A 22174-nucleotide genomic window follows, 5' to 3' on the forward strand; every position below is an offset into this window, starting at 1 on the left:
CTGGAGGTCCGAACCGATTAACGTTGAAAAGTTACCGGATGAGTTGTGTTTAGGGGTGAAAGGCCAATCAAGCCGGGAAATAGCTGGTTCTCCGCGAAAACTATTGAGGTAGTGCCTCGCATGATTACCGTAGGGGGTAGAGCACTGGATGGGCTAGGGGGTCGCGAGATCTACCAAACCTAACCAAACTCCGAATACCTACGAGTACAGTGCGGGAGACAGACGGCGGGTGCTAAGGTCCGTCGTCAAAAGGGAAACAGCCCTGACCTACAGCTAAGGTCCCCAAGTCGTGTCTAAGTGGGAAAGCATGTGGGAATCCCAAAACAACCAGGAGGTTGGCTTAGAAGCAGCCATCCTTTAAAGAAAGCGTAACAGCTCACTGGTCTAAATAAGGGTTCCTGCGGCGAAGATGTAACGGGGCTCAAGACACGCACCGAAGCTTAGGGTGTGATCGTTTACGATCACGCGGTAGCGGAGCGTTCCGTAAGCCGTTGAAGCGATCTGGTAATGGGTCGTGGAGGTATCGGAAGTGCGAATGCAGACATGAGTAGCGATAAAGAGGGTGAGATGCCCTCTCGCCGAAAGACCAAGGGTTCCTGCGCAAGGCTAATCCGCGCAGGGTGAGCCGGCCCCTAAGACGAGCCCGAAGGGGGTAGTCGATGGGAACCACGTTAATATTCGTGGGCCTGGTGGTGTGTGACGGATCTCGTGTGTTGTACGATCTTATCGGATTGATCGTGCTTCGAAGAGGTCCCGGGAAATAGCCCCACCGTATAGACCGTACCCGAAACCGACACAGGTGGTCAGGTAGAGTATACCAAGGCGCTTGAGAGAAGTGTCCTGAAGGAACTCGGCAAATTGCCTCCGTACCTTCGGAAGAAGGAGGCCCTCACTGAGCGCAAGCTTTTTGAGGGGGCACAGGCCAGGGGGTAGCGACTGTTTAGCAAAAACACAGGGCTCTGCTAAGTCGGCTTCAAGACGACGTATAGGGTCTGACGCCTGCCCGGTGCCTGAAGGTTAAGTGGAGGGGTGCAAGCTCCGAAATGAAGCCCAGGTAAACGGCGGCCGTAACTATAACGGTCCTAAGGTAGCGAAATTCCTTGTCGGGTAAGTTCCGACCTGCACGAATGGCGTAACGACTTCCCCACTGTCTCCAGGACATGCTCAGCGAAATTGAATTCTCCGTGAAGATGCGGAGTACCCGCGGTTAGACGGAAAGACCCCGTGCACCTTTACTGCAGCTTCAGAGTGGCATTAGGAAGAAACTGTGTAGAATAGGTGGGAGGCTTTGAAGCATGGGCGCCAGCCCGTGTGGAGCCACAATGTGAAATACCACCCTGTTTGTTTCTGATGTCTAACCACGCACCGTTATCCGGTGCTGGGACCCTCTGTGGCGGGTAGTTTGACTGGGGCGGTCGCCTCCTAAAGAGTAACGGAGGCGCGCGAAGGTTGGCTCAGGCCGGTTGGAAACCGGCTGTTAGAGTGCAATGGCATAAGCCAGCCTGACTGCGAGACTGACAAGTCGAGCAGAGACGAAAGTCGGTCATAGTGATCCGGTGGTCCCTCGTGGAAGGGCCATCGCTCAACGGATAAAAGGTACGCCGGGGATAACAGGCTGATAACCCCCAAGAGCTCATATCGACGGGGTTGTTTGGCACCTCGATGTCGGCTCATCACATCCTGGGGCTGGAGCAGGTCCCAAGGGTTTGGCTGTTCGCCAATTAAAGTGGTACGTGAGCTGGGTTCAGAACGTCGCGAGACAGTTTGGTCCCTATCTGCCGTGGGCGTCGAAATTTGAGAGGAGTTGACCCTAGTACGAGAGGACCGGGTTGAACATACCTCTGGTGTACCTGTCGTCGTGCCAACGGCGCAGCAGGGTAGCTATGTATGGACGGGATAACCGCTGAAAGCATCTAAGCGGGAAGCCTCCCTCGAGATAAGATTTCTTAGGACGGTCGAAGACCACGACCTTGATAGATCGGATGTGGAAGTGCGGTAACGCATGGAGCTAACCGATACTAATTGTCCTATTCGCGCTTGAGAGTCTCACCATCAATGACAGCTCTGGATAACCTCCAGCGTTCGTCGCTTGATCGGATGATCATCTACAGCTCGCAATTACACCGGTGCACGGTATCGATTTGAACCCGAATTTGCGCTCAGGATGTCCTTGGACATCCCACACGGGCTCCATTGCCTGGTGGCTATGGCGTCTGTGAACCACCCGATCCCATCCCGAACTCGGCCGTGAAACCAGACTGCGCCGATGGTACTATCGCTCAAGCGATGGAAGAGTAGGTCGTCGCCAGGCATTGAAGCCCGTGTGCGCGCAAATCCAAATTCTCGAAAAACCCATTCACAACGTCAGATCGCACAAGCGCTCCGGCGCTCGACTGGCAAATCAATTGCCGCGGGATGGAGCAGCCCGGTAGCTCGTCAGGCTCATAACCTGAAGGTCGCAGGTTCAAATCCTGCTCCCGCAACCAAACACAAAAGCCCGCCTGGCTAACCCCTCGCGGGCTTTTCTGCGTCTAAAACGCAGCGCCCCAGGAATCGCGGGCGAAGTCGCACCTCCGTCGTCGGAGGCCGCGAAACTGTCCTGCTTTCGGACGCAAACCGATCCCCGTTCCCCTCCGGCGCAAAGGCAACGCGCAGATTATCCACAGATAATCGCACGAAATGTCCGAACCCGGCACAAGTCCATTGAGCGGCGCAACGTTGCTGTCATGATCGCCGCTTAGCCAAGCGCCAGTTCCAGAGTCTCCCGTATCGCGCTGCCTTCGTCGCGGGTGCCAGTCCGGCCCTCGTGATCGCTGACAAACAGAGGATCGATCATGGCCGTCAACGTGTTCATCAACGAATTCCACTATGACAATGCCGGCGCCGACACCGGCGAGTTCGTCGAGATCGCAGGCGCCGCTGGCACCGATCTCACGGGCTGGAAGATCGTTCTGTACAATGGCGCGAACGGGAACAGCTACGACACCGACGCGCTGAGCGGCACGATCCCGAACCAGCAGAACGGCTTCGGCACCGTCCGCATCACCTATCCGACCGACGGCATCCAGAACGGCGCCCCCGACGGCATCGCGCTGGTCGATCCGAACGGCGTCGTCGTCCAGTTCCTCAGCTATGAAGGCACGATGGTCGCCAATAACGGTCCGGCCGCGGGGATGACCAGCACCAGCATCGGCGTCAGCGAATCTGGCTCGGCCAGCGGCACCTCGGTCGGTCTTGTCGGGAGCGGTACCACGGCGGCGGATTTCAGCTGGGCGCTGATCCCCGACGACACGCCCGGTGGCGTCAATGCCGGTCAGGCCTTTGGCGGCGTAGCACCGCCCCAGCCGGGCACGCTCGCCATCGCCGACGCGACCATTGTGGAAGGCAATAGCGGCGCGCACGATATCGTCTTTACGGTCACGCGTGCCGATGGCAGCGCCGGCGCGGTCTCGGCGGCCTGGACGGTCAATTTCGGCAGCGCCGATGCAGGCGATTTCGCCGCCTTCACTGCCACCGGGACGGTGAGCTTCGCCGACGGCGCGACCGGTGCGGAAATCCGCCTGCCGGTGCAGGGCGACACCGCCTTCGAAGGCGATGAGAGCTTCACCGTGACGCTGAGCAACCCGCAGGGCGGCGTAGCGCTGGGCGATGCGAGCGCGACCGGCACGATCACCAATGACGATGCCGCGCCGCCCGCGCCCGTTGCCAATGTCTTCATCAACGAGATCCACTACGACAATGCCGGCACCGATGCCGGCGAAGCGATCGAGATCGCCGGTGTCGCGGGCACCGATCTCAGCGGCTACAAGCTGGTCCTCTACAACGGCAGCAACACCCCGGATTCCGCACCCACTTATGGCAGCGCGACCAATCTGTCGGGCGTAATCGACGACGAGGGCACTGGCTTCGGCACCGTGTCGTTCAGCTATCCGCGCGACGGTCTGCAGAACGGTGTCTCGGACGGCGTCGCGCTGATTGCGCCCGACGGCAGCGTGGTCCAACTGATTTCGTGGGAAGGCGTCTTCACGGCAGCCGCCGGCACCGCTGCCGGCGGACTGACCAGCACCGATATCGGGGTTGCCGAGGATTCGGCCTCGCCACTGGGCTTCTCGCTCCAGCTCAAGGGCAGCGGCTCGAGCGCTGCAGATTTCAGCTGGGCGCCTGCTTCGGACGACAGCTTCGGCACGCTCAACGAAGGCCAGACCTTCCTGCCGACCACCGGCACCAGCTATATCCGCATGGGCGATGCCAAGGTTGTCGAGGGCGACAGCGGCACGTCCAACCTCGTCTTCACCGTCAACCGCGCCGGCGGCAGCGCGCTCGCCGCCTCCGTCCAATACAGCATCAATCTCGACGGCACCGCGACGGCGGATGACCTCGCGCCCGGCGCGGTCCTCGCCGGCACGATCAGCTTCGCCCCCGGCGAATTCTCCAAGCAGATCATCGTGCCAGTGAAGGGCGACACGGTGGGCGAGCCCAACGAAACGCTGTCGGTCACGCTCGGCGCGACCACCGGCGACGTCGTCATCAACGATGGCGCCGCGACCGGCACGATCACCAATGACGATCCCATTGCGCTGACGATCGGCCAGATCCAGGGCGCGGGCCATGTCTCGGCCTATGTCAACCAGACGGTGGTCACCACCGGCATCGTCACTGCAGTCGATACCAATGGTTTCTACCTCCAGTCGGCAGTCGGTGACGGTGACGCGCGCACTTCCGACGCAGTGTTCGTCTTTACCAATACCGCCCCCGGCGTGCTGGTGGGCGACGGCATCTCGGTACGCGGCTCGGTCGCCGAATTTGCCGGCAGCACCGCCAGCCTCAGCCTCACCGAGATCGTTTCGCCGACAGTTACTGTCGAGAGCCATGGCAACGCGCTCCCCGCTGCGATCCTGATCGGCTCGGGCGGTCTGCTGCCCCCGGCCGAGGCGATCGATAATGACGGCCTCACCAGCTATGATCCCGCCACCGACGGCATCGACTTCTGGGAATCGCTGGAGGGCATGCGCGTCACGATCGACGCCCCGCAAGTGGTGTCGAACACCAGCGAGTTCGGCGAGACCGACGTGGTCGCCTCGCGTGGCGAAGGCGCGACCGGGGTCAATGATCGCGGTGGCATCACGATCTCGCCGGGCAGCCAGGGCGTGCCCGACTATAATCCCGAGAAGATCCAGATCGACGACGACAGCGGTATCTTCGCCGGCTTCACTCCGGGCTATACGATCGGCGACCAGCTGAGCAGCGTCACCGGCGTGGTCAATTATGCTTTCGACAATTACGAAGTGATCGTCACTGAGGCTGTGACCGTCACCAAGGACGAGACGCTGGTGCGCGAGGAGACCGCGCTGCGCGGCGACGCCAACAACCTGTCGATCGCGACCTACAACCTCGAAAATCTCGACAGCTCGGACAACAAGTTCGACGTACTGGCCAACGACATAGTCTACCATCTCGGCGCGCCCGACATCATCGCCGCGCAGGAAATCCAAGACGCCGACGGCGCCGGTTCGGGCTCGAACCTGTCGGGCACCGTTACTGCGCAGGGCTTGATCGACGCGATCTACGCCACGTCGGGCAAGCGCTATGCCTATGTCGAGATCGCGCCGACAACTGCGGGATCGACCGGCGGCGAAGGCGGCGGCAACATTCGCAACGGCTATTTCTACAATATTGACCGCGTGTCCTATATCGAAGGCAGCGCTGCGCTGATCGACGGGGCAGCGTATAACGGCACGCGCAAGCCGCTGGTCGCGCAGTTCGCCTTTGCCGGGCAGACGATCACGGCGATCAACGTCCACTTCACGTCGCGCCTCGGTAGTGATCCGCTTTGGGGCGACAACCAGCCGGCGAACGACGCAGGCGATTCGGCCCGTACTGCGCAGGCGGCGGGGGTGAAGGCATGGGTGCAGGCGCATCTCGCCGACGATCCCTCGCTCAACATCGCGCTGCTCGGCGACTGGAACGGCTTCTATTTCGAGAATGCTCAGACCCAGCTCACCGATCCGAGCCAGGGCGGAGTGTTCACCAACCTCGCCACGCTCCTCCCCGAGGAGGAGCGCTACAGCTACATGTTCAACGGCAATGCCCAACTGATCGACAATATCCTGGTGACCGGCGGGCTGGTGACCGGCGCGCAATATGATGCGGTGCATCTCAACGCCGAGTTCAGCGGCAGCCGCGCCACCGATCACGATTCGCAGGTCGCGCTGCTCCGGCTCGGCGCCGCGCCGAAGGATGTCGTGCTTAGCAACGCCAGCGTCGCCGAGAACCTGTCCGCGGGCAGCGTGGTCGGCACGGTCTCGGCGACCGACACCGCCAACGACACGCTCAGCTATTCGCTGGTCGATAATGCCGGCGGCCTTTTCGTCATAAACGCGGCAACCGGCGTGATCACCACCACCGCGCCGCTCAACTTCGAAGCGATCGCATCGTATAATGTCGTCGCCAAGGTTACCGACAGCGGCGGACTCAGCGTCCAGCAGGGCTTCGTCATCAAGGTGACCGACGTCAACGAAGCCCCGGTCGCGACTGCGAATTCGGTCGCAGTCAATGAGGACGCGACCACTGCGAACCTGTGGACAACGCTGCTCGCCAACGACAGCGATCCCGATGCCGGTCAGACCCAGACGCTGAAGATCACCGCAGTCGACACCAGCGGTACGCTGGGAAGCGTGGTGTTCGATGCCACCACCAAGACGCTGAAATACGTCGCCGACAATGACGCGTTCGACGCGCTGGCGCCGGGCGCCAAGCAAGTCGATATCTTCACCTACACCGTCACCGACGCCAACGGCCTGACGAGCACCGCGACGGTCAGCGTTACGGTCACCGGCATCGCCGATGGCGTGACGCGTAACGGCACCTACAATAGCGAGACGATCAACGGCACTGCGGGCGAGGATCGCCTGTGGGGCGGCGGGCTCGGCAACGATACGCTGAACGGCCTGGGCGGCCATGACTGGCTGTCGGGTGGTCTCGGCAACGACAGGATCGACGGCGGCGACGGCAACGACGTGCTGTTCGGGAATCTCGGCGATGACACGCTGATGGGCGGCAACGGCAAGGACGGGCTGTTCGGCAGCTATGGCTATGACAAGCTGTGGGGTGGGGCGGGCGCCGACACCTTCCACTTCGGCGCGACCTTCGGCGACGACACGGTCTACGACTTCGACACCGCCGAAGACCGGATCATCCTCGACGACGGCATCGCCGTGACGCGCACGCGGGTGCAGGACGTCAACGGCGACGGGCTCAACGATCTGGTCCTCACGTTCAGCGTCGGCAGCGCCACGCTGCTCGGGGTCGGCAACGCCAGCCAGGTCAAATATGCCGCGCCGGATTATTATTCGGCGCACCAGCCGGGCCTGGACGGAAGCCTCGAAGGGGTCATCGATGCGTCGAGCTTCGCCGTGAGCGCGGGCCGGGCATTCAACGAGCCGTTGCTGGCCCACGGATTCTGACCATTTGCCTAAGCTGAAGATCAGTATCAAAGTCGTACCCCGTGACCGTACCGGTCGCGGGGTATTGCTTGTCATGGGCCAATTTGATGCGCGTTGAACGTCCTCTCGGTGCGCTGCGCGCCGCGCTTGCGCTGTGCCGGCGCCATTTCGTGTCCGCTGCAGCATTCAGCGCCCTGATCAACCTGCTCTACATCGTCCCTACTTTGTACATGCTGCAAGTCTATGACCGGGTCGTGCCGACGCACGGCGTGCAGACGCTCGCCTTCCTGACGATGGTGCTGCTGTTCGCACTGGCGACGCTGTCGCTGCTCGATCGCGTCCGCTCGCGGCTGCTGGTGCGCGCCGGCGTCCAGCTCGATGCCACGCTCGCCCCGCTGATCCTCGACGCGACATTGGGACGGCCCGACTTGCCCATCGCGCGCCAGGCGCTGCGCGAGTTCGACGTGATGCGCGGCACGTTGACCGGGCCCGGCATCCTCGCGCTTTTCGATGCGCCCTGGGTGCCGCTCTACATCCTGGTCTGCTTCATGGTGCATCCCTGGATCGGCGCGCTAGCGATCGCCGGCTGCGTGATCCTACCGCTGATCGCCTGGGCCAATGAACGCGCAACGCGCAGCCGGCTCGATCGCGCTCAGATGATCGCCAGCGCGTCCTATGCCAATCAGGACGCGCTGCTTTCGTCGAGCGACAGTATCCGCGCGCTCGGTATGCGCCGCGCGATGGTCGCGCGTCAGTTGCGTCAGCGCGAGGCGATGCTCGCCGCGCAGACCGAGGCGAGCTTCGCCGCGGGCAGCTATCTCACCGCCACCAAATTCACCCGGCTTGCGCTTCAGTCGCTCGCGCTGGGGCTCGGCGCGTTGCTGGCCGTCGATAACCTCATTTCGGGTGGCGCAATCTTCGCGGCGTCCTTCCTGATCGCGCGCGCGCTCGCGCCGATCGAGCAGCTGATCGGCACCTGGAAGACGATTGTGCAGGCGCAGCAGAGCTACGCCAGCCTCAACACGCTGCTCGAAGGCAGCGTTGCCCAGCCTGAGCCGACTCGCCTGCCGCCGCCGCAGGGCGCAATCGTGCTGGAAGGCGTGACCGTGCTCAACGATGCGCGCGACGGCGCGATCCTCAGTGCGGTATCGCTGCGTATCGAACCCGGCGAAGTTGTGGCGATCGTCGGCCCCAGCGGGGCCGGGAAATCGACGCTTGCGCGCACCATCGCCGGGGCGCTGCCGCCCGATCGCGGCACGATCCGCCTCGACGGCGCCGACACGCGTGATTGGGATCCCGAGCAGCTTGCCCGCCATATCGGCTATCTGCCGCAGGATTCGGCGCTGTTCGCCGGAACGGTTGCGGAGAATATCGCGCGCTTCGCCGGCGAACTGGGCGAGGATCGCGCCACCGTCGATACCGCCGTCGTCGCCGCCGCGGGGAAGGTCGGCGCCGATCCGCTGATCCGGCGCCTGCCGAGCGGCTATGACCATGTGCTCAAGCTTGGCGGACGTGGCGTCTCGGCCGGGCAGGCGCAGCGCATCGCGCTCGCTCGCGCAGTCTATGGCGATCCGCGCATCTTGATACTTGACGAGCCCAACGCCCATCTCGACAGCGAAGGCGATGCCGCGCTGGCCGCCGCGCTGGCGGTGCTCAAGGAAGAGGGGCGCACCATCCTGATCGTCTCGCACAAGCTCGGCATACTGCCGGTGGTCGACAAGATGCTGGTGCTGCGCGATGGCCGCGCGGAAATCTACGGCCCTCGCGACGAAGTACTTCCCAAGATCGCACCGCCCAATTTGCGGCGCGTCCCGTCCCCCACCGCGAAGGCAAGCGGATGAACGCACCGATCCTCCTTCAGCCGACGGGTGTGGCGCTCGCAGCAGAGCCCGCAGGCGCCGATCCGCGCCACGACATCCGCACCGGCATGATCATTGCCGCCTTGTTCTTCGTCGTGTTCCTCGGCTGGGCAATGTTCGCGCGGCTCGATGCCGCCGCCTATGCGCCTGGGACGCTGGTCGTTTCGGGGCAGCGCCAGTCGGTCCAGCACCGCGATGGTGGCGTGGTGGGCAAGATCTATGTCCGCGAAGGCGAGCGCGTCGAGCGCGGGCAACTGGTGATGCAGCTCGCCGCGGCCGAGGTCCAGGCACAGGAGCGCGCGCTCGCCTCGCAGGCCATCCGGCTACTCACCCAGCGCGCGCGGCTCGAGGCCGAGCAGCTCGGCCGCAGCCAGATCGCTCAGCCGCGCGAGTTCGTGTCGCTCTCGCCCGAGGATCGCGCCGAGGCCGACAGCGCGATGCGCGCGCAGCAGGCCGAACTCCAGGCGCGCACTGCAGTGCTCTCCGCGCAGCGCGGTGCACTCGGCCAGCGTGTCGCCCAGTCGGGTGAACAAGGCCGCGGCTATGGCGAGCAGACGGCGTCCGCTGCGGAGCAGCTTCGGTTGATTGAGGATCAGATTACGGCACTGCGTCCTGTTGCCGAGAAGGGATTCGTCTCGCAGACGCGGATGCGCGAGCTTGAACGTGCCCGCGCAGAGCTCAAGGGCCAGCGCGGCCAGTATAGTGCCAGCGTCGCCCAGACCCGCGGCGCCGCGCGCGAAAGCGAGATCCAGGTGCTCGAAGCCGAACGCAGCTTCCGCGAGCGCACCGTCGCCGACCTGCGCGATGTCGAGACCCGGCTGGGCGACGTCCTGCCGCGATGGACCGCGGCGCGCGACCAGCTGGAACGCACCGCGATCCGCGCATCGGCCACCGGCGCGGTGGTCGGGCTGTCGGTGTTCACTCCCGGCGGCGTGGTAGCGCCGGGGCAGAAGCTGATGGACATCGTCCCCGAACAGACTCCGCTGCTGATCCAGGCCCGCATAGCGCCCGAGGATGCCGACGATCTTGCGGTCGGTCAGCGCACCCTGGTCAAATTCTCCGGTCTGCATGAGCGCAGCCTGCCCGATCTGGAGGGCAGGCTCACCCGCCTGTCCGCGGACAGCTTCACCGACGAGAAGAGCGGGATGAGCTATTTCACCGGCGAGATCACCGTGCCGCGCGATCAGCTGCGGCTGATCCAGGACGTCCGCGGAAACGACTTCGCACTACGCGCCGGAATGCCGGTTCAGGTCCTGATCCCGCTGCGCAAGCGCACGGCGCTGGAATATGCACTGGAGCCGCTGCTCGGCAGCTTCTGGTCCTCGTTCCGCGAGCATTGAGCCCAGCGTAGAGCTCAGTCGATCGGCCGCAGCCGCCCGATCAGCGCGCGCCCGGTCCGCACTTCGCGCGCAACGACGCCGGCGGTGAACCGCTCGATCACGCTGCGGGTGCGCCGCAACGGCGCCGAGGCGTCGCTGCGCGAGCCGGCGATCACGCCGCTGCCCCAGCCGTCCGCCAGCGCACGGACGCGCGACGCCAGCAGCGAGCGCTTGTCCTCACGCCCCAGCACGATCGACGGGAAGGGCAGGCGGGTGCGCGGCGAGGCGAAGGTGTCGAGCAGGCTCTCGACGCTCTCGCCCTCTTCCTCGATCGGATCGAAGAACAGCGCACCGGCGACTCGCGAGACATAAGGCGCCGGCGACAGCCGTGCCCACCACGCCGTCGCGAAGCAGCTTGCGCCTTCCGCGACCAGCAACACCGCACCTTCGGCCCGCGTCACCGCTTCGTCCAGCCGGACGCCGAGCAGGTTGCGCTCGGCAATCGTACCCGCGCGATAGGGGATGTGCGCCTGTGCCGGCCCGGCGAACAGATCGCGCCACGGTGCCGACGCAGCCGCCGAGATTTCAACGAGCGTGAGATTCGCGGGAAGAGCCAGCGCAGACGCCATGGATCCACTCCTTCAGCCAACGCACCAATCTATACCGCTGCGGATTTCCCCGCCAGCGGATTCTCCATCAACGCAGTGGGGATTCGGCCTGAAACGCGCTCATGCCACCGCCGTCACGCAAGCGTGTGAGTCAGGCTGATCTCGGCCTTGAGCAGCTTGGATACCGGACAGTTTGCCTTGGCGCCCGCGGCCAGCGCCTCGAACTGCTCCGGCGAGATGCCGGGCACTTCCGCCTTGAGCGTCAGGTCCGAATGGGTGATCGTGAAACCGTCGCCGTCCTGCTCGAGCTTGACCGCCGCGGTGGTCTCCAGGCTGCCTTCGCTGAACCCGGCCTTGGCGAGCGCAAAGCTCAGCGCCATGGTGAAGCAGCCGGCATGCGCCGCCGCGATCAGTTCCTCGGGATTGGTGCCCTTCTCGTCGCCGAAGCGGGTGTTGAAGCTGTAGGGCGTCGCATCGAGCACGCCCGACGGGCTGTCGAGCCGGCCCTTGCCGTCCTTGCCGAAACCTTCGTAGCGCGCAGTCGCAGTGCGAGTCGTCATGATTCCCCCTGGTGGATAGGACGCGGCGACAGCATGCCGCCGCGTCGTCTCAAGTCAACGGCAGCGAACGTCGTCGTTCGATCCGCGATCCACTGCGCGTCCCGCCACTGCGCCTGCCGCGGCGCCGAGCACCGTGCCCAGCGTCTCCGAACCGCCCGGTGCAATGAGGTTGCCCAGGATGCCGCCGGCGACGCCGCCGACGATCAGACCGGTCGTCCCGTCCGAACGGCGGCAATAATAGCGCCCGTCCTGGCCGCGATAGACGCGTTCGTCACGCGACACGCGGCGTTCGCGATAGCGGCGGTCGTCGCGGTAATAGCGGTCGGCGTTATAGCCGCCGTACGACGGGTCGGGCCGGTTCCAGTCATAGTTGCGATAGCCGTCGCTGCTCGCCGAGCGAGGCCCATAGCCGGTATCGGTACAGCCGGCGACCGCGGTGGCGGCCAGCAATCCCAACAGGATGGCGCGCATGTCTGTTCTCCCGTGAATGTGGTGATGGCAGGGGAATGCGTGGCGCAGCGGAAAGTTGCGCCCGCAGCCCAACTCAGGACGGCGTGGCGTCGAGCCGCTCGTTCTCGCGCGCCTGGCCCTTGACCAAAGTCGGTGCCGACGCACCGGCCAGCGCCGGGCGGAAGGCGTCGCGCTCGCCCGCGGGGATCGGCGCGGTGGGATCGGGGCGGAACGCCTCGGGTGCGCGGTCTTCCGGCGCGGGACGCGTATCCCCCAGCAGATCGGTCGGCACATGCTCGGCGCTGCCGCGGGCGTTCTTGCCCAGCTTGAGCACGGCGAAGGCGGCCGCAGCGACTGCGCCGACGATCGCGCCGATCGACAGCGTGCCCAACGCTACCGACTTGGTCTTGCTGCCCGTGGCGGCCGTCTGGGCAGCCGTGCGCCGGCGGGGACGTGCGGGGGTCTTGGTCTTGGTATTTGCCATCTGGTTTCTCCGGTTTGCCGCTTCAACGGGCGGGTCGGACCGGTGTTCCTCGGCTCAATCCTTCAGCGGATCATGCCCCCAGTTCATCAGCGAATAGCGCCAGCGCGAGCCGGGGATCTTGTGTTCCTGATGCGGCCCCTGCGCGAGATGCCGGCGCACGAAGCCGGCGACCTTGCGCATATGGACATAGTCGCCGCCGTCCAGATCGGCCTTGTGCGTGCGCAGGATCTGCACGATCCGCCGGCCCGAGGCATGGCCGACGCTCTCGCCGCCGTCGCGCTTGAAGCCGACGGCGCGGCTCTCCTCGGTGTCGAGCCAAGCCTCTATCTCGGCCGGCGCCATGTTCACTGCTTCATGGAAGCGCGCATAGACCTGCGCATGGTCATCCTGTTTCGCCATTGCGGTCTCAAGTCCCGCAACGCGCGAAACGTTCCGCTTCAGCTTCCGTAGAGCGCGGCCTCGGCGGCGCGGCGCCGAGTCAATCCGGCCATGACGTTGCCCGCAGCCTTGTTCCAGCGCCCGAACTGGCCCTGCGCGCCGGTAAAGTCCCCGGCCTTGTGCATCTTGAGCAAGGTGCTGCTCGACAGATTGCCGATCCCGACATTGTAGGCGAAGCTGACCATCGCATCGAACTGGTGCTGACTGGTAGTCGCGCTGCCGATCACACCCGAGACCTTGGCAGCGAAGCTGGTGATGTCGGTTGTGAGGCGATCATCACATTGCTGCTGCGTCCAGACTACGCCTGGCTTCACGTCCGGGCCGGTCGTCCCCCAGCCGATCGTCCAGGGATCGCCGCCCGATCCGGGATCGGGATAGGCGGCAAAGCTGCCGTTTGCCTGCTGCTTCGCGCAGCCTTCGAATTCCTTGACCAGCGATAGGCATGCAGAACTTGGTGTCATCATATCCTCCCCCGAAAACCCATGCGGGATAGCATGAAGTAATTTCTGAAACACTGCGCAAGCATTCGCTATCTTCTTTGCATCCGCTTTGTATCCGGAGTGGTTGCAGCGTGGCGGGCAGGGCGGTTAAAGGCGCGCATGGCCAAGCAGCGCGCCGATCAGATGCTCGTCGATCGCGGGCTGGCCGAGAGCCGCACCCGCGCGCAGGCGCTGATCATGGCGGGTCTCGTCTTCGCGGGCGACCGCAAGGTCGACAAGCCGGGCCAGCAATTGGCCGAGGAGACCGTGCTCGACGTGCGCGGCCGCGATCATCCCTGGGTGTCGCGCGGCGGGATCAAGCTGTCGCACGCGCTCGACCATTTCGGTTGGGACGTTACCGGTGCCGTCGCGATCGACGTCGGCTCGTCGACCGGCGGCTTCACCGATGTGCTGCTCACCCGCGGCGCGGCGCGCGTCTATGCCGTGGACAGCGGCACCAACCAGCTCGCCTGGAAACTCCGCCAGGACCCGCGCGTGGTCGTTCTTGAACAGACCAGCGCGCGTATCCTTACCGACGCACATATCCCCGAGCCTATCGACATCATCGTCTGCGATGCGAGCTTCATCGGCCTGGCCAAGGTGCTCGAAACGCCGTTCCGTTTCGCCAGGCCCGCGGCGCGGCTGGCGGCACTGATCAAGCCGCAATTCGAGGCGGGGCGCGGCGAAGTCGGCAAAGGCGGCGTGGTCCGCGACCCGGAAGTGCACGACCGCGTCTGCCGCGAAGTCGCCGACTGGGTCGCCGCGCAGGGCTGGCAGGTGCTCGGCATCACCCGGAGCCCGATCACCGGGCCGGAGGGCAATGTCGAATTCCTGATCGGTGCCGAGCGGGGCTCCTAATCCGGAATTGCGGCTGGCGATCGGGTTGCGGTCGCCCTCCATTTGTGACCGCCACTCAAGGGCGGAATGACGAAAGCGTATCGATAGCCGTGTTTGGTTCAGCGAAGTGGACACGGGTCCGGTGCATGGCTTCAGCGACAGCATCCATCCCGCAATCCTCCGCTTCCGGACGATCCGTTTCGCTACAGTCCGCCGTGCCGCAACAATGCATCGCATCTTTGCGGCTGCGCAGACTTTGGATTAGGGGATCGTTCCGGGGACGGTGTGTGTTCACACGCCGAAGAGGAGGAAACCGGGTTGAGAGAGATCGCGTCCAGGGGTCAGTTGCGGCTCGCGTATTTTCGTTGGGCCATGGTCACGGTCCCACTCATGCTGCTGCTGGGTTTCGCATCGGGAAGGCTTGCCCCGAGCGGCGACGAGAATCCGTGGTTCGTCCAGCTCGTGAAGCCCGAAATCATGCCGCCGGGCTGGGCGTTCGGCGTCGCCTGGACAATCCTCTATGCGATGATGGGCTTCGCGCTGGCATTGGTGATCAATGCGCGCGGATCGCGCGGGCGGGCGATCGCGCTGCTGATCTTCGTGGTCCAGCTGGCGATCAACCTCGCCTGGACTCCGGTGTTCTTCGGGCTCCATCAGGTCGATACCGCGCTGATGATGATCGGCGCGCTGGTCATCCTGGTGCTGCTGACGGTCTTGTTCTTCTGGCGCGTGCGGACGGTGGCGGGGATGCTGCTGCTGCCCTATCTCGCCTGGCTCTGCTTCGCCTTCGTGCTGCTGTATCAGATCGATGCGCTCAATCCGAACGCCGAGACCCTTGTACCTTCGCGGACGGTTGACCAAATTGAGATCCGCTGAAGTTCGTATTTAGGGAAGTTCGAGATGCAGACCGACAACCGCCTGTTCGACGATTTCGTCAAGTTCGTGAACGGCGCGGCAGGCACCGTCGCCGGCATGGCGCGCGAGACCGAAGCCTCGGCGCGCGAGCGCGCGCGCGAATGGATCGGCGGGCTCGACTTCGTCGCACGCGACGAGTTCGAAGCGGTGAAGGCGATGGCCGTGGCCTCACGTGACGAGAACGACGCGCTCAAGGCGCGCCTCGCCGCGCTCGAGGCCCAGCTCGGCGGGCCGGCTGCGGCCAGGCCCGCCAAGGCGCCCAAGCCGCCAAAGGCAGAGATTTGACCGCACCGGTTACCGACTGCTTGTCCACAGCTTTTCGACAGGGTTGCGAACCGCGCGCTTGTGCCCCCGGGACGCGATTGGCAGGATTCCCGCCAGCCAATCCCGGCGTGCGGAGGTAAGGATGTTGGACGAGGCCGAATTCGACCGCGACGACGCCGCGCCGATCGACATGCTCGAGAATTACTTCGCGGCGCATAGCTGGACCTTCGAGCGCGAGGACGACGAGATCGTCGCCAAGTTCAAGGGCAGCTGGACCGAATATGAGCTGCGCGCGATCTGGCGCGAGGACGATGGCGTCCTGCAGTTCCTGGCCTTCCCGGACATCCGCGTCTCGGAAGAGCGCCGCGCCGCGGTCTATGAGACAATCGGGCTGGTCAACGAACAGCTGTGGATCGGCCATTTCGAATTGTGGTCGGCAAGCGGCATCCTGCTCTTCCGCCACGCCGCCATGATCGACGGCGCGGGCGAGCCGACGCTGACGCTCAACCAGGCCGAATTGCTGGTCGAAAGCGCGATCGATGAATGCGAGCGCTTCTATCCGGTGTTCCAGTTCGTGCTGTGGGGCGGCAAGAGCCCGGCCGAGGCGATCGCCGCCGCGCTGATCGAGACTCAGGGCGAGGCATGAGCGGGGCATTGCGCCTCTGGCTGGTCGGTTGCGGCAACATGGCCGGGGCGATGCTCCGGCAATGGATCGCCAGCGGCGTGGTTGCGGCCGGGAATGTCTTCGTCGTCAATCGCCACGATCGCGAACTGCCCGAGGGCGTCCGGCAGGGACGGGCCTTTCCCGACGAGCCGGCGCCCGACTTCCTCCAGCTTGGCATGAAGCCGCAGCAGATCGGCGAGATTCCGCCGCTGCCGGCCGGCGACTATGCGCTGATCTCGATCCTCGCAGGGGCCGATGTCGCGACGCTCGAAGCGCGCTTTCCCGGCCATCCGGTGGTCCGTGCGATGCCCAACCTTCCCGTCGCGCTGGGCAAGGGTGTCGTCGCGCTCCACGGCACGCAGGTGCCCGGCATCGACGCGCTGATGGCGCCGCTGGGGCTGGTCGAGTGGATCGAAGACGAGACGCTTTTCGACAACGGCACCGTGCTTTCGGGGTGCGGGCCTGCCTTCGTCTATCGCTTTATCGACGCGCTTGCCGAAGCGGGCACGACGCTCGGCTTCTCGCCCGAACAGGCGCAGCGGCTCGCGGTCGCGACGGTGGAGGGCTCCGGCCTGCTCGCCGCACAGGCCGATGCGCCGCCCTCGGTCCTCGCCGATCGCGTGGCCAGCCCGGGCGGCTCGACGCGTCAGGGCATGAACGTGCTCGACAAGGACGATGCGCTCAAGGCCCTGCTGCGCGAGACGCTCGCCGCCTCGGCGAAACGCACTGCCGAGATGGCCGCCGAAGCGCGCAAGTAACTGCACCTCACGCAACTTTTTTATCGCCCCGCGTAACGAAAGATCGCGAAGCGCCAGAGAAAGGCGAAGTCAAGTTGTTCTAATCCAACAAGGAACGCGTGCCTGCGCGGTTTGTTATTTCCTCGACTCAACATCATGGAGGCGGAAATGGCGACGACCACGGCAACGCGCGGCAAGAACGGACGGTTCACGGGTTCGACTGCGAAGGGCGGCAGCAATTTCGGCATGGTCGCCGGCGCGGTTGCGGGCGGCGCTGCGCTCGGGATCCTCGCCATGTTCGGCCGCAAGGCTGCCGTGCAGGCGCCGACGGCCCTCGCCGGCAATTGGGACGAGGCTCTGGTCCTCGAGCACCAGGCGACGCTCAAGGTGTTCGACGCGATCGAGGCGACCGACGAGAATAATACTATCAAGCGCTCGATGCTGCTCTCGCATCTGAAGCACGCGCTGCTCAAGCACGCGGTCGAGGAAGAGAATGTGATCTATCCCGCGCTCCGCGAAATCGGCCAGCGCGAGGCCGCCGATGCCCTCACCAAGGAGCATGGCTATGTGAAGCAGTATCTCTACGAGCTGGAGAACACGCCCAACGCCTCGCCGCAATGGATCGCCAAGGTCCGCGAGTTCCGCGCGGAGATCGAGGAGCATATGCAGGAAGAGGAGATGCACCTCTTCCCGATGCTGCGCAGCCAGCTCTCCGACGAACGCAACAAGGCGCTGACGCTGACGATGAACAAGGAAGGCTTCAAGGTCGCCTGACCGGCAGAGGGAGGGGCAACCCTCCCTCGCGAACGCGAGTGCGGACTACCGCCCCGAAACGCTGTTCCGCTCGCTCTCCGGCATCAGCCCTTCGAGCACTGCCCAGAACCCGCCGACCGCACCCTGGCCTGCGCTCGAATAGGCAGTAGACATCTTTTCGCGCAACGCATCGAACAGCTCGGCTTCGAGCGCGGCGCCGGCGGGCGTCAGCCGCAACAGCCGCTGCCGCCGGTCGCGATCGCCGGTCCGCGTCTCGACCATGCCGCGGTCGGCCAGCTCCCCGAGCACGCGGCCCAGCGACTGTTTGGTGATCCCCAGGATCGCAAGCAATTCGCTCACCGTCAGGTCGGGCTGGCGCGCGATGAAATAGAGCGCGCGATGATGCGCCCGGCCCAGCCCCTGCTTGGCGAGCCCCGCGTCGATCGAGCGCGTGAGATTGGCGTAACCGAAATAGAGCAGCTCGATACCGCGGCGGATTTCGGGCTCGCGCAGGAACAGCGGCGAGGCAGGAATTGGGGCAGCCATGTTGACCATTCTAGCCTTGCGCCCTAGTCCTCCGCAAGCCGATCCGGTCGATGGCCGGCGACTCATTGGAAGGGTGCAATGCAAGACGCGACGATCCTGGATTTCGAGTTCGAAGCCCATACGAGCCCGGTCGCCGTGGCCGATCGTGCCGCGCTCCTCGCCAATCCCGGTTTCGGCAAGATCTTCACCGATCACATGGCGGTGATCCGCTATCACGCCGACAAGGGCTGGCACGATGCGCGCATCCAGCCGCGCGGCCCGATCCAGCTCGATCCCGCCTGTGCCGTGCTTCATTATGCGCAGGAGATTTTCGAAGGCCTCAAGGCCTATCGCATGCCCGATGGCGGCGCGACGCTGTTCCGCGCCGATGCCAATGCCCGCCGTTTCGCCGAGTCGGCACGGCGCATGGCGATGCCCCCGGTGCCCGAGGCGTTGTTCCTGTCCTCGATCCGCGAACTGGTCCGCGTCGACCGCGACTGGATCCCCGAAGGCGAGGGCGCGTCGCTCTATCTGCGCCCCTTCATGTTCGCCAGCGAGACCTTCCTGGGCGTTCGCCCCGCACAGGAATATCTCTACATGGTGATCGCGTCGCCGGCCGGCGCCTATTTCAAGGGCGGCGCGCCGTCGGTCACCTTGTGGGTCTCCGAACATTATACCCGCGCAGCGCCCGGCGGGACCGGTGCGGCCAAGTGTGGCGGCAATTATGCTGCCAGCCTTGTGGCCCAGGCCGAAGCGATCGGCCATGACTGCGACCAGGTCGTCTTCCTCGACGCCGCGGAGAATCGCTATGTCGAGGAACTGGGGGGCATGAACGTGTTCTTCGTGTTCGACGACGGATCGATCCAGACTCCGCCGCTCACCGGCACGATCCTTCCCGGGATCACGCGCGAATCGCTGCTTGCCCTGGCACGCGACGCCGGCATCACGGTTCGCGAAGAGCGCTACAGCCTCGACGAATGGAAGGCCGACGCCGCCACTGGCCGGCTACGCGAAGCCTTTGCCTGCGGCACCGCCGCGGTGGTCACCCCGATCGGCCGGGTGCAGGGCCACGGCTTCGATTTCTCGATCGGCAATGGCGGTCCGGGCCTGCTCACCGAGAAGCTCCGCCAGCAACTTGTATCGATTCAGCGCGGAACCGCATCCGATCCGCACGGCTGGGTTGAACGCGTCTTCTAAGGCCGTATAAGCCCGCTTCCCGTTGGGGCGTCGCCAAGTGGTAAGGCAGCGGCTTTTGATGCCGCCATTCGCAGGTTCGAATCCTGCCGCCCCAGCCAGACCTCGTTTCGAATTGCCGGCATTGCATCTTTTCGCGATGCAGCGTCTTCGATCAGCGCGCCGCCCGATCGGGATGCGAGAGCCCCACGGCATGCGATGCCCTAACCACAACCGGCGTCTTTCGCGCCCGCCGGGTCATGCAGGGCGGCGTTTGCTTCCAAGACGCGGAGGGCTCGGCCTGCGCCGACGCAGTGACCGGACGCTGCGCAGCGGGTAGCGGTGCGGACGCTCAGCTGGCCAAGGTCTTCGCCCAGCCCGGCTGCAGACTGTCACGAACCCAGTCGTCGAAGCGGAGCGCGGAGATGCGGGCGTCGGGGCCGGGCAGCAGCGATCGCTTGCCGAGCACGGCGCCGAAATAGCGGGCGTCGATGTCGGCGACGACGCGGCGTCCGTCTTCGTACGCCGTCGCAATCTTGCCTGCGATTTCGTCGAGACGAAACTGTTCCGGGCCGGCGATTTCGAGCGCGGCATTGAACGGATCGCTGAACACCGCGTCGGCCAGCATGTCGGCGACGTCGTCGCCGGCGATCGGCTGGACGAGGGCGGGCGATATCGGAATCTCGTGCGCGGTGCCGTCCTGGACCGCGGCGCTGATGAATTCGAAGAACTGCGTCGAGCGCAGGATGGTGAAGGGTGTCCCCGATGCCTCGATCAGCGTTTCCTGGATCTTCTTGGCGCGGAAATACGCGCTCGCAAGCAACCCGTCGACGCCGACGATGGATAGCGCGATATGGTGGCGGACCCCGGCTGCACGTGCCGCGGACAGCAGATTGTGGCCCGAAGTCTCGAAGAAGCGCAGCGCCGCCGGACCGTCGAGAGAGGGCGCATTCGAGACGTCCACGACCCTCCGCTTCCGCCAGCGCCTCCGCGAGCCCGACGCCGGTCACTGTGTCCACGCCGTGGCTGGGCGAGGCTTCGAAGACCCGGCAATCCTCCTGGCGCAGATTCCGGACCAGCTTCTCGCCGATCCGGCCGCTCCCGCCGATCACCACGATCTTCACGACAGGCCCTCCTCGGCGAGCGCCCGTCCTACGGTTTGGCGCTCGGAGACCCGCGCGAAATAGTCGAGCAGCACCGGCGGAATCCGCACCTCGAATGCCCTGGCCCAGCGCAGCATCGCGAACAGATAGGCGTCGGCCACCGTGAAGGCCGCGCCGAACAGATAGGGGTGGCGCATGGTGTCTGCGATCAGCGCAAGCCGCGCCGCGACGACGCTGGATGCTGCGGCCTTCTCCACCTCGGTGGCGTTGTGCCAAAGCGGCTTGAAGGCGATGTGCAGCTCGGTCGAGAGCCAGGACAGTATCTCGATCAGCCGCGTGCGGCCGAGCGGTCCATCGGGTGCGAGCCGCGGCTCGCGACCCGCGATCCAGTCGAGAACCGCGGTGTTTTCGGTCACGGTATCGCCGTCGTCGAAGACGAGCAGCGGTACATAGCCCTTGGGATTGATCACGGTGTAATCGTCGCCGTGTTCGGTCCGTTTGGTCCTGATGTCGACGCGTTCGAATTCGGCATCGAGTTCTGCCTCGTGCAGCGAGATGCGGACCGCGAGACTGCAGGCGCCCGGCGCATAATATAGCTTCATCATTTCACTCCTCTGCGCGGGGGATGCGGGACGCGCATGTTTGCCGGCGTCCCGCATCCCCACGAAGGTCAGGCTACCGCGGCGACCGATGCGTCGACCGGATGAACGGCGCGAAGGCCGATCTGCACGCGGTTCCAGAGGTTTATCGCGCCGATCAGCAGCGTGAGATGGGCGATCTCGTTTTCATCGAACTGGCTCTGAAGCAGCGCATAATCGGCGTCGGGCGCATGGGTCTTGGCGATCCGGGTCAGCGCTTCGGTCCAGTTGAGCGCGGCGCGTTCGCGATCGGTGAACAGCGGGGAATCGCGCCAGCCGTCGAGCAAATGGATGCGTATGTCGCTCTCGCCGTTCTTGAGCGCATCCTTGACGTGCATGTGGATGCAGAAGGCGCAGCCGTTGATCTGGGAGGCGCGCAGCCGGACCAGCTCCGCCAGGCTGTGTTCGAGCCCGCTCTGGTTGATGGCGGCCTCGACGGCGAGCATCGCCTTCGAACCTTCGGGCGCGACCTGGAAGATATTCATGCGGGGGGTCATTTCGTTTCTCCTTGAGTGGAACGGAAACGGGCGTCGGCGACTGCCCAGAAAGTCAGCGCCGCGCCGAGAAGCGCGGGGAAGGTGACGGCGGGGAAATCGCGCAGCAGTGCCGAGGTGCCACAGATGCCGACCGCGACTTCCCAGAAATGGAAAAGCGCATGACAGCCGAGCCAGAGCGTCGCGGCACCCCACAACACGATGCGGAACTCCCGCCGTATCGCGCCGGTCAGGAAGGCGGCGCCGAGGAACAGGAAGATGATGCCGATGTCGCGTATGAAGTGCTGGTTGAACGGTCCGGTGGTCGTCACGCCCGGCACGGCGAAATACCAGCCGGTAGGCGAGGCGAGCATGAAAATGCCGTTGGCCAGCGCGCCCAGGCCGAGAATGGCCGCGAGCGGGATGCAGATATTCCGGAGCATAATCGGGTCC

21 protein-coding genes, 2 tRNA genes and 2 rRNA genes (1 of these 25 running past the window's edge) are annotated in these 22174 nt (G+C 64.8%); 14 read left to right on the forward strand and 11 right to left on the reverse strand.

From position 1 onward, the window contains the following. From BXU08_RS18015 to BXU08_RS18040, 6 genes are all read left to right on the forward strand, one after another. Positions 1-2042, forward strand: a 23S ribosomal RNA gene (locus tag BXU08_RS18015) (it extends 753 nt beyond the left edge of the window). Positions 2043-2196: 154 nt separating this feature from the next. Next, positions 2197-2311: ribosomal RNA gene (gene rrf / locus BXU08_RS18020) — 5S ribosomal RNA — on the forward strand. 98 nt (positions 2312-2409) lie between these two features. Then, positions 2410-2486, forward strand: a tRNA-Met gene (locus BXU08_RS18025). 348 nt (positions 2487-2834) lie between these two features. After that, complete coding sequence (locus BXU08_RS18030) at positions 2835-7463, forward strand: Ig-like domain-containing protein (protein WP_077511368.1); 4629 nt, start codon at positions 2835-2837, stop codon at positions 7461-7463. Between the two features lie 86 nt (positions 7464-7549). After that, positions 7550-9283 carry a type I secretion system permease/ATPase gene (locus BXU08_RS18035; protein WP_077511370.1) on the forward strand — a complete coding sequence of 578 codons (1734 nt, stop codon included), beginning with the start codon at positions 7550-7552 and terminating at the stop codon, positions 9281-9283. Beyond that, a complete protein-coding gene (locus BXU08_RS18040) occupies positions 9280-10641 on the forward strand; it encodes an HlyD family type I secretion periplasmic adaptor subunit (RefSeq protein WP_077511372.1) in 1362 nt (453 codons plus the stop codon). The genes BXU08_RS18035 and BXU08_RS18040 overlap by 4 nt, the downstream gene beginning before the upstream one ends. A gap of 14 nt (positions 10642-10655) precedes the next feature. On the opposite strand, the gene BXU08_RS18045 is transcribed toward BXU08_RS18040, so the two are convergent. The 6 genes from BXU08_RS18045 to BXU08_RS18070 form a co-directional block, all read right to left on the reverse strand. Further along, positions 10656-11249 (reverse strand): alpha/beta hydrolase, encoded by a 594-nt coding sequence (locus BXU08_RS18045; protein ID WP_077511374.1) that lies wholly within the window; start codon positions 11247-11249, stop codon positions 10656-10658. A gap of 113 nt (positions 11250-11362) precedes the next feature. Beyond that, a complete protein-coding gene (locus BXU08_RS18050) occupies positions 11363-11788 on the reverse strand; it encodes an OsmC family protein (protein ID WP_077511376.1) in 426 nt (141 codons plus the stop codon). A gap of 54 nt (positions 11789-11842) precedes the next feature. After that, the gene (locus BXU08_RS18055; protein ID WP_077511378.1) at positions 11843-12259 is read right to left on the reverse strand and encodes a glycine zipper 2TM domain-containing protein; all 417 of its coding nucleotides are present in this window, start codon (positions 12257-12259) and stop codon (positions 11843-11845) included. A 73-nt stretch (positions 12260-12332) separates the two neighbouring features. Next, the gene (locus BXU08_RS18060) at positions 12333-12722 is read right to left on the reverse strand and encodes a hypothetical protein (protein ID WP_150125570.1); all 390 of its coding nucleotides are present in this window, start codon (positions 12720-12722) and stop codon (positions 12333-12335) included. Positions 12723-12776: 54 nt separating this feature from the next. Then, positions 12777-13121: a DUF3140 domain-containing protein gene (locus tag BXU08_RS18065; RefSeq protein ID WP_077511380.1), complete on the reverse strand. Its 345-nt coding sequence runs from the start codon at positions 13119-13121 to the stop codon at positions 12777-12779. Positions 13122-13159: 38 nt separating this feature from the next. Further along, positions 13160-13624 carry a lysozyme gene (locus tag BXU08_RS18070; RefSeq protein WP_253190430.1) on the reverse strand — a complete coding sequence of 155 codons (465 nt, stop codon included), beginning with the start codon at positions 13622-13624 and terminating at the stop codon, positions 13160-13162. A gap of 135 nt (positions 13625-13759) precedes the next feature. Here BXU08_RS18070 and BXU08_RS18075 point away from each other — a divergent pair, with 135 nt between their 5' ends. The 6 genes from BXU08_RS18075 (at position 13760) to BXU08_RS18100 (ending at position 17830) form a co-directional block, all read left to right on the forward strand. Then, positions 13760-14497, forward strand: a complete 738-nt coding sequence (locus BXU08_RS18075; protein WP_077511382.1) for a TlyA family RNA methyltransferase — start codon at positions 13760-13762, stop codon at positions 14495-14497. Positions 14498-14794: 297 nt separating this feature from the next. Further along, a complete protein-coding gene (locus BXU08_RS18080; RefSeq protein ID WP_077511384.1) occupies positions 14795-15352 on the forward strand; it encodes a TspO/MBR family protein in 558 nt (185 codons plus the stop codon). A gap of 24 nt (positions 15353-15376) precedes the next feature. After that, positions 15377-15676: an accessory factor UbiK family protein gene (locus BXU08_RS18085; protein ID WP_077511386.1), complete on the forward strand. Its 300-nt coding sequence runs from the start codon at positions 15377-15379 to the stop codon at positions 15674-15676. A 121-nt stretch (positions 15677-15797) separates the two neighbouring features. Next, positions 15798-16301, forward strand: a complete 504-nt coding sequence (locus tag BXU08_RS18090; RefSeq protein ID WP_077511388.1) for a YbjN domain-containing protein — start codon at positions 15798-15800, stop codon at positions 16299-16301. Next, positions 16298-17077 carry a pyrroline-5-carboxylate reductase gene (locus tag BXU08_RS18095; protein ID WP_077511390.1) on the forward strand — a complete coding sequence of 260 codons (780 nt, stop codon included), beginning with the start codon at positions 16298-16300 and terminating at the stop codon, positions 17075-17077. The genes BXU08_RS18090 and BXU08_RS18095 overlap by 4 nt, the downstream gene beginning before the upstream one ends. Before the next feature lie 147 nt (positions 17078-17224). After that, entirely contained in the window at positions 17225-17830 is a 606-nt protein-coding gene (locus BXU08_RS18100; RefSeq protein ID WP_077512596.1) for a hemerythrin domain-containing protein, read from the forward strand. A 45-nt stretch (positions 17831-17875) separates the two neighbouring features. Here BXU08_RS18100 and BXU08_RS18105 read toward each other — a convergent pair whose 3' ends face one another. Further along, a complete protein-coding gene (locus BXU08_RS18105; protein ID WP_077512598.1) occupies positions 17876-18355 on the reverse strand; it encodes a helix-turn-helix domain-containing protein in 480 nt (159 codons plus the stop codon). 78 nt (positions 18356-18433) lie between these two features. Between BXU08_RS18105 and BXU08_RS18110 the strand changes: the two genes are divergently transcribed. Together BXU08_RS18110 and BXU08_RS18115 are read left to right on the forward strand one after the other, a co-directional pair. Beyond that, entirely contained in the window at positions 18434-19531 is a 1098-nt protein-coding gene (locus BXU08_RS18110; RefSeq protein ID WP_077511392.1) for a branched-chain amino acid aminotransferase, read from the forward strand. A 23-nt stretch (positions 19532-19554) separates the two neighbouring features. Next, positions 19555-19629 (forward strand) — tRNA-Gln (locus tag BXU08_RS18115). Positions 19630-19859: 230 nt separating this feature from the next. On the opposite strand, the gene BXU08_RS18120 is transcribed toward BXU08_RS18115, so the two are convergent. From BXU08_RS18120 to BXU08_RS18135, 4 genes are all read right to left on the reverse strand, one after another. Then, a complete protein-coding gene (locus BXU08_RS18120; RefSeq protein WP_216352883.1) occupies positions 19860-20471 on the reverse strand; it encodes an SDR family oxidoreductase in 612 nt (203 codons plus the stop codon). Between the two features lie 156 nt (positions 20472-20627). Then, positions 20628-21215 carry a glutathione S-transferase N-terminal domain-containing protein gene (locus tag BXU08_RS18125; protein ID WP_216352884.1) on the reverse strand — a complete coding sequence of 196 codons (588 nt, stop codon included), beginning with the start codon at positions 21213-21215 and terminating at the stop codon, positions 20628-20630. A 65-nt stretch (positions 21216-21280) separates the two neighbouring features. Beyond that, positions 21281-21745 (reverse strand): carboxymuconolactone decarboxylase family protein, encoded by a 465-nt coding sequence (locus BXU08_RS18130; protein ID WP_077511394.1) that lies wholly within the window; start codon positions 21743-21745, stop codon positions 21281-21283. Continuing rightward, positions 21742-22164, reverse strand: a complete 423-nt coding sequence (locus tag BXU08_RS18135) for a hypothetical protein (protein ID WP_171982569.1) — start codon at positions 22162-22164, stop codon at positions 21742-21744. Before BXU08_RS18135 ends, BXU08_RS18130 begins: the two co-directional genes overlap by 4 nt. Positions 22165-22174 lie beyond the last annotated feature (10 nt).

It is taken from the genome of Sphingomonas sp. LM7 (genome assembly GCF_002002925.1).
Lineage (GTDB): Bacteria > Pseudomonadota > Alphaproteobacteria > Sphingomonadales > Sphingomonadaceae > Sphingomonas.